This is a genomic window from Deltaproteobacteria bacterium (assembly GCA_022340465.1).
Classification (GTDB): domain Bacteria; phylum Desulfobacterota; class Desulfobacteria; order Desulfobacterales; family B30-G6; genus JAJDNW01.
Genome location: JAJDNW010000079.1, coordinates 1 through 15,700 on the forward strand (window position 1 = coordinate 1; position 15,700 = coordinate 15,700).

Annotated in this window: 14 protein-coding genes; all 14 read right to left on the minus strand. The window is 55.9% G+C overall.

What is annotated here, in order from left to right:
- Nucleotides 1-680 (minus strand): sulfite exporter TauE/SafE family protein (locus LJE94_12080; GenBank protein MCG6910848.1); only part of this gene is annotated, 680 nt, incomplete at its 3' end.
- A gap of 66 nt (nt 681-746) precedes the next feature.
- Complete coding sequence (locus tag LJE94_12085; GenBank protein ID MCG6910849.1) at nt 747-1,946, minus strand: hypothetical protein; 1,200 nt, start codon at nt 1,944-1,946, stop codon at nt 747-749.
- Nucleotides 1,947-2,201: 255 nt separating this feature from the next.
- Nucleotides 2,202-3,257 carry a zinc-dependent alcohol dehydrogenase family protein gene (locus LJE94_12090; GenBank protein ID MCG6910850.1) on the minus strand — a complete coding sequence of 352 codons (1,056 nt, stop codon included), beginning with the start codon at nt 3,255-3,257 and terminating at the stop codon, nt 2,202-2,204.
- Between the two features lie 75 nt (nt 3,258-3,332).
- Nucleotides 3,333-5,027: an AMP-binding protein gene (locus tag LJE94_12095; protein MCG6910851.1), complete on the minus strand. Its 1,695-nt coding sequence runs from the start codon at nt 5,025-5,027 to the stop codon at nt 3,333-3,335.
- Nucleotides 5,028-5,263: 236 nt separating this feature from the next.
- The gene (locus LJE94_12100; GenBank protein ID MCG6910852.1) at nt 5,264-6,199 is read right to left on the minus strand and encodes a 3-keto-5-aminohexanoate cleavage protein; all 936 of its coding nucleotides are present in this window, start codon (nt 6,197-6,199) and stop codon (nt 5,264-5,266) included.
- Between the two features lie 109 nt (nt 6,200-6,308).
- Nucleotides 6,309-7,328, minus strand: a complete 1,020-nt coding sequence (locus LJE94_12105; protein ID MCG6910853.1) for an SMP-30/gluconolactonase/LRE family protein — start codon at nt 7,326-7,328, stop codon at nt 6,309-6,311.
- Between the two features lie 59 nt (nt 7,329-7,387).
- Complete coding sequence (locus LJE94_12110) at nt 7,388-8,707, minus strand: TRAP transporter large permease (GenBank protein MCG6910854.1); 1,320 nt, start codon at nt 8,705-8,707, stop codon at nt 7,388-7,390.
- The gene (locus tag LJE94_12115; GenBank protein MCG6910855.1) at nt 8,700-9,257 is read right to left on the minus strand and encodes a TRAP transporter small permease; all 558 of its coding nucleotides are present in this window, start codon (nt 9,255-9,257) and stop codon (nt 8,700-8,702) included. Before LJE94_12115 ends, LJE94_12110 begins: the two co-directional genes overlap by 8 nt.
- A 2-nt stretch (nt 9,258-9,259) precedes the next feature.
- Nucleotides 9,260-10,333, minus strand: a complete 1,074-nt coding sequence (locus LJE94_12120; protein ID MCG6910856.1) for a C4-dicarboxylate TRAP transporter substrate-binding protein — start codon at nt 10,331-10,333, stop codon at nt 9,260-9,262.
- A gap of 240 nt (nt 10,334-10,573) precedes the next feature.
- Nucleotides 10,574-11,353: a cyclase family protein gene (locus LJE94_12125; GenBank protein ID MCG6910857.1), complete on the minus strand. Its 780-nt coding sequence runs from the start codon at nt 11,351-11,353 to the stop codon at nt 10,574-10,576.
- 90 nt (nt 11,354-11,443) lie between these two features.
- Nucleotides 11,444-12,055, minus strand: coding sequence for an XRE family transcriptional regulator (locus tag LJE94_12130; GenBank protein MCG6910858.1), 612 nt, complete (start codon nt 12,053-12,055; stop codon nt 11,444-11,446).
- A gap of 125 nt (nt 12,056-12,180) precedes the next feature.
- A complete protein-coding gene (locus LJE94_12135) occupies nt 12,181-12,642 on the minus strand; it encodes a hypothetical protein (GenBank protein ID MCG6910859.1) in 462 nt (153 codons plus the stop codon).
- A gap of 212 nt (nt 12,643-12,854) precedes the next feature.
- Nucleotides 12,855-13,670 (minus strand): NAD(+) diphosphatase, encoded by an 816-nt coding sequence (gene nudC, locus LJE94_12140; GenBank protein MCG6910860.1) that lies wholly within the window; start codon nt 13,668-13,670, stop codon nt 12,855-12,857.
- Nucleotides 13,671-14,035: 365 nt separating this feature from the next.
- Nucleotides 14,036-15,610, minus strand: a complete 1,575-nt coding sequence (gene hisF, locus LJE94_12145) for an imidazole glycerol phosphate synthase subunit HisF (protein MCG6910861.1) — start codon at nt 15,608-15,610, stop codon at nt 14,036-14,038.
- Between the last annotated feature and the right edge of the window lie 90 nt (nt 15,611-15,700).

The following is a 15,700-nucleotide window of genomic DNA, read 5'->3' on the forward strand; positions in this document are numbered from 1 at the left end:
ACGCGGCGGCGAAATACTTCCTGATCCAAATTAAAGAATGATTTGCTGCCCAGTGTCAGGCCTATAACCATCGGTATCACTAAAATGCCCGTCAGCTTGAGCCCCTTTGTCGTCACGAGTCCCTGACTTGCGCAAATTGCGGCAGCAAACAAATCCGTTGCCAGGAAAAAGGCAATCAGGGATGCCCGGGCACGCTTCAGGTTATTTTTTGCCGAATAGTAAAAAAGCACAACCGGCGGACCGCCGATAGTCGCCCCCCCGTTCAATATACCCGACACCACGCCCACACCGCTGGTTGCCGCTCGGCCGACATTCTCACTGATTCTGAACCCACGCCAAACCGCGATGATGAGAAAGATTACCGTAACGGCGATGATTGCCTGCATGGGCTTGGCAGGAACCTGTGTAAGGGTATATACGCCGATGGGTGTGCCAACCAGGACTCCCGCCAAAAGCCATCCAATCGAAATCCAGTCCACATCACGCCAGACCTGCGGCAAAAGCCAGGCACTGGCCAAGACCTCCCAGAGCAGAATCATGGGAACGATTTCGGCCGGCGCCAGCACAAAGGAAAGGCTGATCATCACCATCATTGAAAAACCGAATCCGCTGAATCCCCTGATAAAACCGGCAAACAACAAGGCAATGGCCGCATATACGAGTACTGGATAGCTGAGCATGGTTGCTTATGGACGCTCTTTCAATTCGACTTCATCTATATATTAGGTTATGACGGTCAAACTTTCTCAGGCACTTTGCAGGCATTCGGCCGCAAATGCCACCATCTGTTCTGTCGCCTTGGCAAATCCTTCCGCCGATCGCACCAGGGCCGGATGGGTGTTGTACTCGCCCCGGGTGTACCCGTCTTCAGCATAGGCTCTCTCGAAAAAGGGTACGCGCATAAGCTTGTCCATCACGCTCCGGGGAATATCCGCATGGATACGGTCCGGCTCGAAAACAATATGCTCCTGTCCTTCAAGACTGATCACCTGGTCGATAAACGTCGGCGGGCAGGTGACCACAATGGACGCACCGGTCTTTTCCTCCAGGTGCAGGATGCGCTTTTTTCCATCGGTATTCGGCCCCAGGCGCAATGAACAGGAAAGCATCTTGCTGGGCAGTTGGTTGTCTTCCAGGTACCGGTAGGCTTTTTTGAAAATCGCCAGCTCCGCAAACCGGCAGTCTTCCTCGGAAAGCTCGATACCCTTTTCCGCTGCAAAGTCGCGCAGCCCGCCAAGATCGCTGTAGCGCGACTCCATGTGCGTGATAACCGACCGCCATGTTTTCAGATCGACGCCGTTCGCCTTGGCCCTCTCGAGCCCCTTCTTGACCGTGAGGGCGCAATCCACCAGCTGGGGCAGGATAAACGTGAGGGTATTGTTGGTCGGAATCCCCCGTGCCGTCAACTCCTCGATGACTTCATACCCCTCCTTGGACCCGGGAATCTTAATCATGACATTGGGATTGATGTCAGCCAGTTCCAGGGCCTGATTCAGCATTGCGTCACGGTCGAAAACGCTTCTGGGATCGACCTGGCCTGACAGATACCCCTCTTTGTAACCGGACCTTTCAAACAGGGGCAGATACATCTCGGACCCCTTTTTAACCACTTCCTTGTAAAGCTTCCAGAAAAGGCCCTCCGTATCGATACCCGGATGCTGGGCAATTATCTCACCGGCAACCTTTCTCCAGCGTGCCGGATCATCCTGAATGGCTTGCAACGAGAGGGGCGGGTTCGTCGTAACCCCCCTGAAGAGCTGGTTTTCCGGTGCTTTTTCATCGAACATGCGGGCAAACTGCTGCCGCAACGTCTCACGATACTCCGGGTCGGCCTTGTCGATCATTTTGCGACACCAATTGTCGAATATCACCGGAGATGAATCCCACCATATTTCCATACCCGGGCTCACCTCCACCAGTTTTTCAAAAAGATTTCTTTTCTCCATGTTTCCCTCCTAAAAAATTACTAATTTGATGCCCGCACCCATCAACACGGTGTAAACGATGACTTGGAACCAATACGTTTCAAGCCTTTTATGTATCCAAACCCCAAGGATGATTCCAATTGGGGCGGCCTCGAGCAAGGGCAATGTTACGTTTATGCTCTCACAATTCACCCGCCCATTACAGATAAAAATAAAGAGCAGAATGCTGTTCAGGGTCACCCATACCGCGCAAAGGGTTGCCCGGAAGCCAATTCCTTAATTTGATTCTTGGAACACATCGATCACCGTCACCCCGGCCCCCTCGAAACGGTCCATCCGCATCAATTCGTCGACCGAAGCCTCCAAGCTGACCGTTTTTTTGATCAGCCTGGAGGGCTCGAGGCTGCCGGAAAGGATCATAGCCAGCATGCGGTCATAGCGGTAGGCCTGCATGCCGTGGCTGCCCCGAATTTCGAGCTCTTTGGCGATGACCTTGTCCATGGGCACGGCCGCGTCCTTGTAGTCCTCGACCATGAGGCCCACCTGCACGTGTCTCCCCCGCTTGCGCAGGCAGCTGACGGAGTTGTAGCACGTTTCCCGGCTCCCCAGGGCATCCATGGACACGTGGGCGCCGCCACCGGTGAGGTCCATCACGGCGGCGGGCACATCCGCCACCTCCCTGGCATTCAGCGTGAAAGCGGCGTTAAGCTCTGATGCCAGCGCCAGGCTCTCTTCCTTGATATCGATGCCGATGGTATTGGCCCCCAGGGCTTTGGCGATCATCAGGGCCGACAACCCCACCCCGCCGCAACCGTGGACGGCCACCCACTCTCCGGGAGCGGTCCTGGCCTGATCCACGATGCCGTGAAATGAGGTCGCGAAACGGCATCCCAGGCTGGCAGCCGTGACATATCCGATCTCCGGAGGCAGGCGCACCAGGTTCACGTCGGCCCGGCGAACGGCCACAAGCTCGGCAAACGACCCCCAGTGAGTGAACCCGGGCTGGTCCTGACGGTCGCAGATCTGATGGTTGCCGGAAGCGCACTGCGGGCAGGCACCGCATCCCTCCACGAAGGGCATGGTCACCCTATCTCCCGGTTTCCAGCACTTGACCTGGCGGCCGACAGCCTCCACCACCCCCGCCATTTCATGCCCCGGAACATGCGGAAACCGGGTGATATCCGGGTCGTGCCCCATCCAGCCGTGCCAGTCGGAGCGGCAGATGCCGTTGGCCTTGACGCTGATGAGCGCGCCGTCCTCCGGCACCTCCGGGTCAGGAAGATCCTCAATCGTGATAGGGCCCTTGAACTTTTCGTAACAGGCGGCTTTCATTTTTCGCTCTTTTCCTTTCGATCCAAGAGCAAAAGCGATTTTTCGCTCGGCCCCTGGACACCTTGAACGCTATTCCTAACGTAAAGCTTTCTTATCCACCTTGCCGACCGCGGTCAGGGGTATCTCGTCCACGAATTCGACGATCTTGGGCACCTTGTAGGGCGCCATGTTTTCTTTGCAATAGGCGATAATATCTTCCTTGATGCTTTCCATCCCTCCCGCGCCCTTGGGCGCCTGAATGACCGCCTTGACGATCTCGTTGCCGGGACGGTCCTCGTTGGGGACGCCCACGATAGCGCAGAATTCCACGGCCGGGTGCTGGTAGAGTTTCTCCTCCACTTCGCGTGAAAACACCTTGTAGCCACCCACGATAAGCATGTCCTTGACCCTGTCGGCGATGCTGAAATAGCCGTTTTCATCCATACGGGCCACGTCCCCCGTGTAGAGCCACTTTTCACCCTGAAAATCCCTGATGGCATGAGCGGTTTCATCGGGCTTGTTGAGATAGCCCTTCATGACCTGGGGACCGTTGACGATCAGTTCGCCCTCCTCCCCCACGGGAACCTCGGTGGTGCCGGTTTCGATGTCCACCAGCTTGATGCGCGTGCTCTGTACGGGCAACCCCACGCTCCCGATCTTTTTTTTACCTTTTAAAGGATTCATGGTGGCTATGGGGCTCGTCTCGGTCATGCCGTAGACCTCCAGCACCTTGCCCGAACCGACAATGGCTTCGAAAGCCTGGATGGACTCCACGGCAAACGGCGCCGCCCCGGAAACGAACGCCTTGCAGGAAGAAAAGTCCAGGGCATCGAACCCGGGCGTTTCCATGAGCATCTGGTACAAGGAAGGCACGTTGACCACGACGGTCGGATGGTAGGTTTTGATTTCCCCGCAGATGTGCTTGGTGTTTCTCGGATCCGGGATCAGGCACTGGGGTGTGTTCTGGGTCAGCGAGGCCATGCACACCATGAGGCCGGCCATGTGGAACAGCGGAAAGGCGGAACACATGACCTCCTTGCCGAATCGGTAGCTCAACCAGTCGGCGATCTGGGCGGCGTTGACCACGATGTTGCCGTGGGTCAGTTCGACACCCTTGGGCATGCCGGTGGTGCCGCCGGTATACTGCACCAGACAGGTGTCCGCCTGCGATATCTCGACCTGCGGCGGCTGGTTGGCGTGGGACGCCATGACCTGCTTGAAAGCCGTGACCTCCTTACCCGGCAGGGGAGCGAGTTTGCCACCGGGTATTTTTTTCAGCAGCTTTCCTAAAAACCGCTTCAACGGCGGCAAGTAGTCCCCGATGTTGGCGCACACGATGTGCTGCAATCCGGGAACCTCCCCCTGTACCGGCTGCACCCGGTTTTCGAAAATGGCATCCAGGGTCACCAGAACCCTGGCATCGGCATCGTTGATCTGATACGCCATCTCCCTGGCGGTGAGCAGGGGGGACACACCGGTCACGGCACACCCGCAACGCAGGCTTCCCACCAGGGCTATGATGTACTGGGGAATGTTGGGGAGATTGATGCCCACCACGTCTCCCGGTGAACAGCCGCAGGCACTCAGATAAGCGGCGAACCGGCCGGACAGATCGTCCACTTCCCCATACGTAAAGGTAACCCCCATGAAATGGACGGCCGGTGCGGCCGGATTGGCGCGGACGGACGCGTTGAACAGGTCTACATAACTGGATTCCCTGTCAACCGCTATCTCGGGTGCTAAACCTTCATCGTAGTGCTTCAGCCAGGGCTTTTCATCATAGATGCTCATTGATACCCTCCTTTTTTAGAAACAGTTATCCGCCTGAATGCTCATCAAAATTCATCGTCAATAAATTGAAAATATACAGTACAGACAGTTGCTTTTTTTAAAGAAGAATATCCAATATCCGCGTTGTGTTCATCGACATTCAGCTGGAACTGCAGGGAGAAATCCCTGCCCGACATCGAGCCTTTGGGAATGCGTTCGCTAACGCGATTCAATGCCGGTTCGCCCGGAGTGCAAACTTAGAAATTAACCTTGTCCAACCCCTTCAGCCCCAGTATGTGCCGGGCCTCCTCGGGCGTGGCCGGTTCACAATCCAGTTCACGGGCAATCCGCGCGATCTTTTCCACCTGCTCGGCATTGCTCTCCGCCATCTGACCCTTGCCGAGGTAGAGATTGTCCTCCAACCCGACGCGGGCGTGGCCCCCCAGCAGAAACGACTGGGTGCCCATGTAAAACTGGTTCTTGCCGGCTGCGCACACGGAAAATTCGAAATCACCGATGGCCTTCTGCGCGGTCTCATAAAGGAACATCAGGTTTTGCGGGGTCGCCGGTATGCCGCCCAGGATACCCATCACAAACTGGAGGTAGACCGGCGTTTTGACCCAGCCGGCCTGGATCGCAAAAGCCAGGTTGTTGATCATGCCCACATCGTAGATTTCGAATTCGGGCTTGGTTCCCACCTGGCTAAAAATTTCCAGAAACTCCCTCATGGTCTTGAATGTGTTGGGGAAAATGAAGTCCTCGGTAAATTCAAGATACCCTTTCTCCCAGTCATGCTTCCAGTCCTTGAACTTGCCCAGCACGTGAAAAAGGGCGAAGTTCAGGGAACCGGCGTTCAGGGAAGCCAATTCGGGCTTCAAGGTGGAAGCCACCTTGACGCGCTTCTCGACCGATTCGCCCAGCCCTCCGCCGGTGGTCGTACACAGGATGACGTCGCACTGCTTTTTCACCTCCACCGCAATCTGCCGGAACAATTCCTGGTCGGCGTTGGGTTTTCCGGTTTCCGGGTCACGAACGTGCAGATGGACAACCGCCGCACCGGCCGCGCGGGCGGCAACCGCTTCGTCGATGAGTTGTTCGGGCGTTATGGGCAAATGCGGCGACATGCTGGGCGTGTGAATGGCACCGGTCAATGCCGCCGTAATTATTTTTTTGTTTTTCAAATCCGTCGTCATTAATGTTCCCCTCCTTTACTGCATATTATCGTTATAAAGATACAACGTAATAATGTTTTCTGTAATTATAGCGGCGAAGCCGCGTTTCATAATTTTTTCTCCGCAAGAATTATCGCCAGTGAATCATGGGCAATCCCGCCACGGGCGATCTGAAAAAAGGAATGCGGGTGCCCCGCAGGCTGCCGATATAAACGGTTTTCAGATCCGGGCCGCCAAAGGTGACGCTGGCAAACCAGGGGGCGATGGTACCGCCGGCAGCCAGCATATCGTCCGGTGTGACCCGGTCTTCCACGAAGGCCTGCTCGAGCGCCCGGGCCGGCGCTTCATTCAGATCGTCCAGGATGATCGTAAAATCTCCCTCCGGCGTAATCGCAAACACCTGGTCCACCATCACCAGCGTGCCCCACAGGTTGCCGTAGGCATCGAAGGCGATACCGTCCGGAAAGCCGTATGGCCCCAGTTTGGACGGCCCGAAAACTTCTCTGTTGGAAAGCGAGCCGTCCGAACCCACTTTCATCCTGGAGACGCGCTGACCGGTGGTTTCGACGATGTACATGTACTCTTCCCGGGCGTCCAGGCGGATTTCATTGGTAAAACTGAATCCGTCGGCCACGATGCGCAACCCCCTTTCATCGGCCAAGGCGATATAGCCGTCTGAGATGTTCGGGCTGATGGTTTCCATCCAGTTCTTGACACGTGTTGAAATGGTCAGCCAGATCCTGTTCCTGCTGTCGCGCAGAACGAAGTTGACCTTGCCGATGGGCTCACCGTCGATACTGTCGTACATGAGCCTGGTTTCACCGTCCCTGCTCATCACCTCGAGGACGTCGGTGCCGAAGTTGGAGATGATAATGTCACCGTTTTCGGCAAAGGCCAGGCCGTTGGGCAGGGTGCCTTCGGTAAACCGGCTGGCGTCGTCCGTTGCCGCGCTGAAATGCGTTTCAAATGACTGGGTGATCAGCTTCTGCGTTCCATCCGGCGATATCCGCATAACCCCGCCCCCGGCGTCCGCCGACCAAAGCGTGCCGTCCTTTTCCGCCAGAATGCATTCCGGCCGCTGCAAGTTCTCGCCGATGTACTGTATCTCCGCCGGGTCCACCCGGAAACCGATGATGGGATTGTCGGTCATGCTAAAACTCCTTTTCAAAGCGGCGAAGCCGCGGTTACTAATTTTTTCCCGGGCAAAAATTATCGTACCAACACCAGACTGATCTGGGGGAACGCCGTCACCAGCGCCAGTACCATGATCATGATCAAAACGAACGGCAAGGCACCGGCAAACACATCGTTCAACGTAATCCCTTGATCGTCGAGCGTCGACTTGACGACGTAAGCCGCTATCCCCAGCGGGGGAGTGATCAGGCCCACTTCGATGGCGATGACGGTCAAAAGGCCGAACCAGACGAAGTTGACGTCAAACGTCTTCATGATGGGATAGATCAGCGGCACCACGATCATCATGATGGAGGTCGAATCGAGAATGGTGCCCATGAGCAGGACCACCACCAGATAGATGCTGATAACCGCATACAGTCCCATGCCGGACTCGCCGATCCACTCGGCTATGAAGCTGGTGATACCGGAAAGCGCCAGCATGCGGCCGTAAATGTTGGCCGATATGATCAGAAAAAGAATCGAGACCGTCACGTGTCCCGTTTCGATGAGAACCTGCCACAGCCCCGACCATGTCAGGCGTCTTTTTCCCAACGTCAACAGCAAGGCACCGAGGGCGCCCACAGCCCCTGACTCGGTGGGGGTGAACCATCCGGCATAAATGCCGCCCAGGACCAAAGCCACCAGCAGGGCTATGGGTATCAGCTTGCCGACGGCCGCCACCATGGGAATGCCTTCGTCTGCCGCCCCTTCCCGATCCTCGGGCCGCCCCCCCACATAATTGGGGAACCGATAGGCCATGATCAATATGGCCAGGGAGAAACCGATGGAAAGCACGATACCGGGCATGATGCCGGCCTTGAACAGGTCGCCGATGGAGGTTTCCGTCAAAATTCCGAACAGGATCAACAGGAGGCTGGGCGGAATGAGCATCCCCAGAACCGACGATCCGGTAACCACCCCCACGGCAAATCGCGGTTTGTAGCCCAGGCGGGTCATTTCCGGCACCGCCACCTTGGTGAAGACCGCCGCGGATGCGATGGAGATCCCGGTAACCGCTGCAAATACGGCATTGGCGGCCACCGTGGCGATGCCCAGCCCCCCGCGGAGTTTGCCGAATATCCGGTTGGCGACGTCGAAGGTGTCTTTGCCGATCCCCGAAACCGAAATAAACATGCCCATGAGCACGAAAAGCGGCACCACGCCGAATATGTAGCTGGAGATGCTGTCCGCCGCCGCCAGGGCCAGCAGTTTGCTGGCCACGATCCATTTGCCCCGGATGAACCATACCCCCAGAAAGGAAAGCAGGGTAAGGGCAATGGCCACGTGCATACCGGCATAGATCAAGAACAAAATTCCGAATATCGACATCAGGCCGATTTGCAGATCACTCATTTACGCTTTTCCCCATCGCCCGGAACTCATGCCAGGCCGTTAGCAGAAACTGAATGGCCGCGGCGATACAGCCGACCAGGATAATCAGTTTCACCGGCCATACCGGCGCCATGAAATCACCTTCGGCACCCACATACACATCCAGGCGCCAGGCCTTTTTAAAAAGGGGCAGGGATGCATCGAACATGATGATCATCAGACCCGCCCCGATGACGTGGTAAATGCCGTTGAGAAAATGTCCCACGCCGGGTTTCTTTACGGCCAGCCAGTTCAAGAGGATTTCCGACCGCGTCAGCCGGCCCACCTTCAGGGTGTGGGCAATCTGCAGGAAAACACAGGCGACAATGGAAAGGGCCACGATTTCCGGCACCCCCCGAATGGGGTGGTTGAAAATGGCCCTTCCCCCGATGTCCAGGTTGATGATGACCAGCAGAACGAACACCCAGGCCGTTCCAATGGAATTCATCACCGACGTGATGTCGTCATATTTAATGCGGCGACGCCGGCCGTTGCCGGCCTGGGCACCGCCTCCTTTTTCTCTTGCAGTCATATTTATTTGTCCCAGTCCCTCACCAGCACCACGCCCCGGCTGCGCAGGCCGTCCAGATAGCCCTGAAGGACTTCTTTGCCCGGCATTCCCTTTTCCTCCATCGATTGCGCCCAGTTCATGGCAACGTTGGGCAGCTTCGCGGCCCAGCGTTTGCGTTCGGCATCCGACAGGTAGAGCACCTTGGCCCCCGCCTTTTCCATGGATTTCATGGCCCCGGCAGCCTTGTCCGTCTGGGCCTGGGCCAACCGGTTCTCGTATTGAGCGCCCACTTTCAGAAAAATTTTCTGCATATACTCGGGAAAGCTGTCGAACACATCCTTGTTGACACTCAATCCACCGGCAAACTGAGCGCCGAAGTTGACCATACAGATATACGGGGCCACCTCGTACACCTTGATGGCCGCACCGGCGGTCATAAATGTCAGGGTGCCTTCGAACACGCCGGTCTTGATTCCGTTGTAGTAGGTGTTCAGGTTGGCGGCTACGGCCACGGCGCCCGTGCCCTTGATCCAGTTGGCCGATGGGCCGGGGGCGGCGATTTTATGCCCATCGATGTCGTCCACCGTGTTCACCGGGAAATTGGTCAGGATGCCGTAGGTATCGAGGCCGACGCCCCCCAGGTACACCTGGTTGTACTTGGTCCACTCGTTGGCCACCGCCGGAACCTTTTTCTGGAGCTCCGTCATGGTATCGACGACCTTGAAAATATCGCCGGAACCGAAGGGCGTCATGTAGCTGACGTTGTGCAACGGCATTTTAGGCGCTTCGAAAATGGTTCCCACGAACCCCAGATCGACAATGCCTTCCTCAACCGCTTCGAGAACACCTCCAATCTTGGCCACGGTCCCTCCGTAGGCCTGGTTCCAGACAATTTTGTCCTTGCCGCCGGCTTCGGCCAGAAGCCGGTCCACTTCCGGAATGAAAAAATCCCTGGTCAGGGTTACCCATAAAAAAATCGGCGGATGACCTGCGGCAGCGGTCAATTTATAGGTTTTAGCCTGGGCCGGCCCCAAAGGAACGGTCAGCATAACGGACAGCAATACCAAAATCAGTACACTCGTTTTTACCATTTTCATGCGTTTTCCTCCCTTAATAATAAATTTTCGTAGGTTACCTTCGATTGCGCAGACAAATATTTCCAGAACACCCCGCGAGTTATCTCTCCTGTACTTTGTAAAACCTGAGTTGAGCGCTCCAAATCAGGTAAAATAAATTTCGGACCGGTAACCAATGACAAGGTATAAGCCTGCCAGCCGGGGCGGTATTATTCCTCGGCAATCGTTGTGCCTTATTTTGGGTTATAGACCAGAAAAAATTTACTGCTCAACGATAGCCACGGGACGGGTCCAGGCGGCGCTGGCATCCTTGATCTTCACCGGAAAGCAACACACCTTGAAGCCGTGGGGCCGCCCGATAGCGGACAGGTTGGCCATTTTCTCCATGTGGCAGTAGCCGATGTCAATTCCGGCAAAATGCGCCTCCCAGATCACCTTGGGGTCCCCTGTTTTCTTGAACTCCTCGGCCAGAAAGGGCAGCGGCCGATCCCAGCTCCACGCGTCGATGCCGACGACCCTGACGCCTTTTTCGGTCAGGTACAGCGTGCTCTCGCGGTCCATGCCGGCGCCCTTGACCAGGTAGGACTCCGTCCCCCAGGCCTCGTCGGCACCCGTTTGGACAAGCACGATGTCCAGGGGCTTTATGTCGTATTCGATGCGCTTCAGCTCCTCCTCGACATCCGCCGCCGTAATGCGCTCGCCGTCCGCCTTGCTGCGAAAGTCCAGAAGCACCCCATCGCTGAAACACCACTCCAGCGGAATCTGGTCGATGGTCAGAGCCGGCTTACCGCCGTCCATGGTCGGATGGTAATGATAGGGAGCGTCCAGGTGGGTGCCCGAATGGGTCGTGAGGGTGATATTTTCCAGCGCCCATCCCAGGCCCTTGGGCAGTTGTTCCTTTTTAAGGCCGGGAAAAAACGCCTCCATCTGGTCTCCCCCGGCCGTGTGATCGACATACTCCACCTGCGGAATCATCATCGGCGGGTCGCTGGGCAGGCCGGGTTCGATAGCGATGGACAGGTCTATAATTTTACGTGCCATACGTGCATCTCCTCAAGCATCTGTCTGTACATTGTCAAAATGACGTCTTCGCCTAACGGCGAAGGGCTTTCTCCCATTCCCCCCATGGGGTTAAAATCCCGGGGGCGTAATAATCAGGATCGCCTCCACGGGTTCGTCTGTTTCAGAGCGCCACGAAACCGGTGCGTCCGCCGGATAGGATATGCTGTCGCCGGCGTCCAGTGTGTGTGTCTTCCCGCTCACCTTGAAGGCCAGCTTTCCTTTGATAATGACCAGGCATTTCTCACCGGGGGGATCGAAAAAGGGAGGCCCTGAATCGAATCCGGGCTCCATTCGAATGTAAAGGACTTCCAGTTTGCGGTTCAGGTCGGGCGTCAGAAGCTCGTAGAAACCGGAACGGCCGGGATAGGCGATTTTTTTGCGGTTGCCCGCACGGACCACGGTGGTATCCGTAATGTCCCGGGTGGGGCGGTGATACCGGCCGATATCCATGCCCTGGCGCTCAGACCATTCCGCACCGTTTCCTTCATCCTCCCGGAAACTCAGAAGACTGATTCCCAGAGCCTGCGAAATCCGGCGCAGAGACGCCATGGAAGGTTGTGAAACGCCGCGCTCGATCTCACTCAAAAAGCTGATGGAGAGTTTGGTCTTTTCGGATAGCTGCTTGAGTGTTAACGGTTTTTTCAGGCGCTCGGTGCGAATTTTAGTTCCCAGGTCGTCCATGGTCATGTCCCGGATTGCGGTAATTTTTCTCTCAATATTTCGCTATTAGCGAATTTATTTCACTGGGTCAAGAATCATTACCGTAATTCGGGTGTATTTTTCGAATCGCCACAAAGGCGTTAGCGTCAGGATGCACCCGGCTCCGAAAGTTTAAAAGCGTCGTCCGGCTCGGCAAGCACTCTGGTCGAACCCGCCTCGAATGCCAGAAACAGCTTTTCCTTTTTGCCGTCTATTTCCGGAGCATTGTTCTCCCAGTCGAAAAGCCTGCAGGAGTCCGTTACGTCATTGGGCATAGAGCAGCGGATAAAAGGCATCAGCGGATCGCCGGCGGTGGATTTGTAATTGAGCATGATGGCTTCATCCACGGGAAACTGATCGAACTCGAACAGCTGGATGAGGTACACCGAGCAGTCCCCCTGAAAGAAATCGCTGGTTGCGCGGTAATTGACAATTTTATCCCTGAATCTTTTCAACGCCGCCACCGGGGTTTCCTCGTCGACAACCATGCTGAATTCGCCGTGGCGTCGATCGGCCTCCATGACCTCCTCCTGGTTGGTGGCGTGAACAAATGTACCGATAAAATACATAAATATTCCTCCTTTTATTCGTTCCTGATTACAACCTAACTCGGATAAACCACAAATTATAATATCAAAATGCGAAGCGATTTCAAACGGCCCAATGCCAAATACCTGCGCCGTCCGGATATTTTTTCGTTATCCCCGCCTGCGCCGGGATGACGAGCGTTCTAAGCTAGCACGCCCCGACCCCTCGGCTATTTGATTTTTCGGTGATAAAATCACGACCTGTTTCTAATGAACCAGTCGATCAGCTGTCTGGCGATACTGATGCGCGGCGGTATGCCCGGCAGCTTTTCCCTGCGAAACCACCTGGCCTCGGTTATTTCGGTGCCGTCCACGCGTACCTCCCCGCCGGCGTAGTCCGCCAGAAAGGCGATCATCAGAGAATCCGGGAATGGCCACGGCTGGCTGCCGAAATAGCGGATGTTGTCGACCCGGATGCCGACCTCCTCCCCGATCTCCCGCTCGACGCATGCTTCGAGCGTCTCTCCGGGTTCCACAAATCCGGCCAGCACGCTAAAGAAGGGCAACTTGAAACGCTTGTTCCGGGCGAGCAGGATATGCTCATCCCTGATAACGGCAACGATGACGGCCGGTGAAAGGCGGGGATAGTTGATCAGGCCGCATGCAGGGCACATTTTCGCACGCTCGTCGCGTTTGTTTTCGCAGACGGTACCGCAGTTGCCGCAGTACTGGTGATTGCGGTTCCAGGTTGCCAGCTGGTTGGCCCTCCCGGCCGTCCAAACGGTTTCTTCGTCCAAGGCATTGAAAATCGAGCGCAGATTCTTGAATTCCAGCGCTTCCCCGGCGGCAGCGTCGCCCGGAACATCGGCGGCATAGCAGTGGCGGCCGTTGAGGCTTCCGATATACTGCCGGCGGGTCAACAGCTGCCTGTATGGTTCTATATCTCCGGTTGCGGGAATATGCAGCCCTTCGCCGGCCGTTGAAAAAAGCATCTTCCCATGGTTGAAAATGAACCAGAGGGCGGCGTCATCCAGGGTGGCTGGAAATTTGAAACCAGGCCTGAAACTCATGTATCCTCCTGACCGCTTGCACGGAGCTTCTCTCCAAAAGCACTGAACAAATACCAAATTCAAATGTTCAAGTATTCAAACCGTAAAAGCAGCGCAATCAGCATCTATCTTTTGCCCTTATGGGCGTTTATGTAACTGAAGGACCGGGGTATTTTAACTTAGAACACTCGTCATCCCCGCACAAGGGGGTATAGAAAGCTATTAGCCGCATGCCCTGGATCCCCGCCTGCGCGGGGATGACGAAAAAAACACCCAGACGCTGCAATTATTTGGTATTGGGCAGTTTGATATTGTTTAGCATGTTGATATTAGATATTATTATTTTCGGTTGATCCGGGTCAGGAAAACGTTCACCAGTCGGCTTGCTATAGCCTCACAGGTATACCCTGCTCGTGGAGGTGTGATTTTACGTCGGCAATGGGAACTTCGCGGCGGTGAAAAATGCCCGCCGCCAGCGCCGCCTCGACTTCCGTTTTTACAAACACCTCATGAAAGTGCTCGACACATCCCGCCCCGCTGGAGGCGATCACCGGAATGGAGACCGCCCTCTTTACGGCTTCGATCAGTTGGATATCGAATCCGGCATTGGTGCCGTCCCTGTCTATGCAGTTCAACAGTATTTCCCCGGCCCCCAGGTCTTCACAGACACGCGCCAGGGTGGCCGCATCGATATCACGGCCTTCTCTGCCGCCTTTGATGGTACACTGGTACCAGCAGTATCTTTCGCCCCCCGGACCCGGAATGGCGGTTTCTACGACAGGATGCCTGGTGGCATCGGGTGATTTCACATACACCCTGCGGGGGTCGATGGAAATAACCACCGCCTGGTTGCCGTAAACACGGGAAATCTGTTCGATTGCGCTTCGACCTGTTTTTTCGCCCCCTTCAAGATATTTTTCTGCGATCAGCACGGCATCGCTTCCAATGGAAACCTTGTCGGCGCCGGAACGGAAATATTCAGCAGCAACCTCCAGCGCCGTGTACTTCCTGCCCTCCTTGTCAATATAATCCCTGATGCCGCCCCCTATGGTCAGTGGCACAAACACGGTTTTGGACGTTTGTTCCAAGACCCGTAGCATGGGCATGTCCTCCAGGGGAAAATCGCGAAATCCGGTGATGTTCAGAAAGGTGATCTCATCGGCGCCCTCACAGTAGTACCTCCCCGCCAGTTCTACCGGCCGGCCCAAGTTGCGCACCGCCCCCTTTTCCCTGACGTCGTATTGATCGCCTTTTGTCACCACGAGATCTCCCTGGTCGTTGGCACGCACATCCAGGCAGGCGATGATCCTTTTAGCCAGCTGCGTTTTGGCGTGCCGGGGCGGAGCCATGGCGGTTTTTTCCGTGTCGTCCAGAAAATTTTTCAGCAGAGCCAACCCCGCATTTCCGCTCTTTTCGGGGTGGAACTGGGTTGCCGTGATGCTGCCCTGCTGGACACTGCTCACGAACTCGATGCCGTAATCGGAGGTGGTCAATGTCACCGCCGCGTCCTGTGGGTCAACGTAATAGGAGTGGACAAAGTAAAACTTATCGGAACCTGAAACCCCGTTCAGCACTGGTGAAGGCTTCTTAACATTGAGGCCGTTCCAGCCGATGTGGGGAACCGCCTCGCCTATGCGAAAGCGCTTTGCACAGCCCTTGAATATTCCCAGCCCCCTCACGCCGGGCGCCTCCTCGCTGGCTTCGAACAGCGCCTGCATTCCCAGGCACACGCCGAGGAAAGGCTTTCCCGATGCCAAAAACGCCTTCAACGGATCTATGAACTTCTTTTCCCCCAGGATATGCATCATGTTTCCGAAGCTGCCCACACCAGGAAAAACCAGTTTCCGGGCATCCAGTATGTCCTGGGGGCTCACAGCGACCCTCACGCTCTCACCCAGTCTCTCGATGGCATTGATGACGCTTCTCACGTTCCCCGCGCCATAGTCCAGCAGTGTAATCATTGGTAGGTCCTCTTATTTCAACCTGGCTCCGGTCCAGGTCGAAGAAATTGGGCTTGGCCACACTCGAATACCGTGGAGTAATGGAGTAAT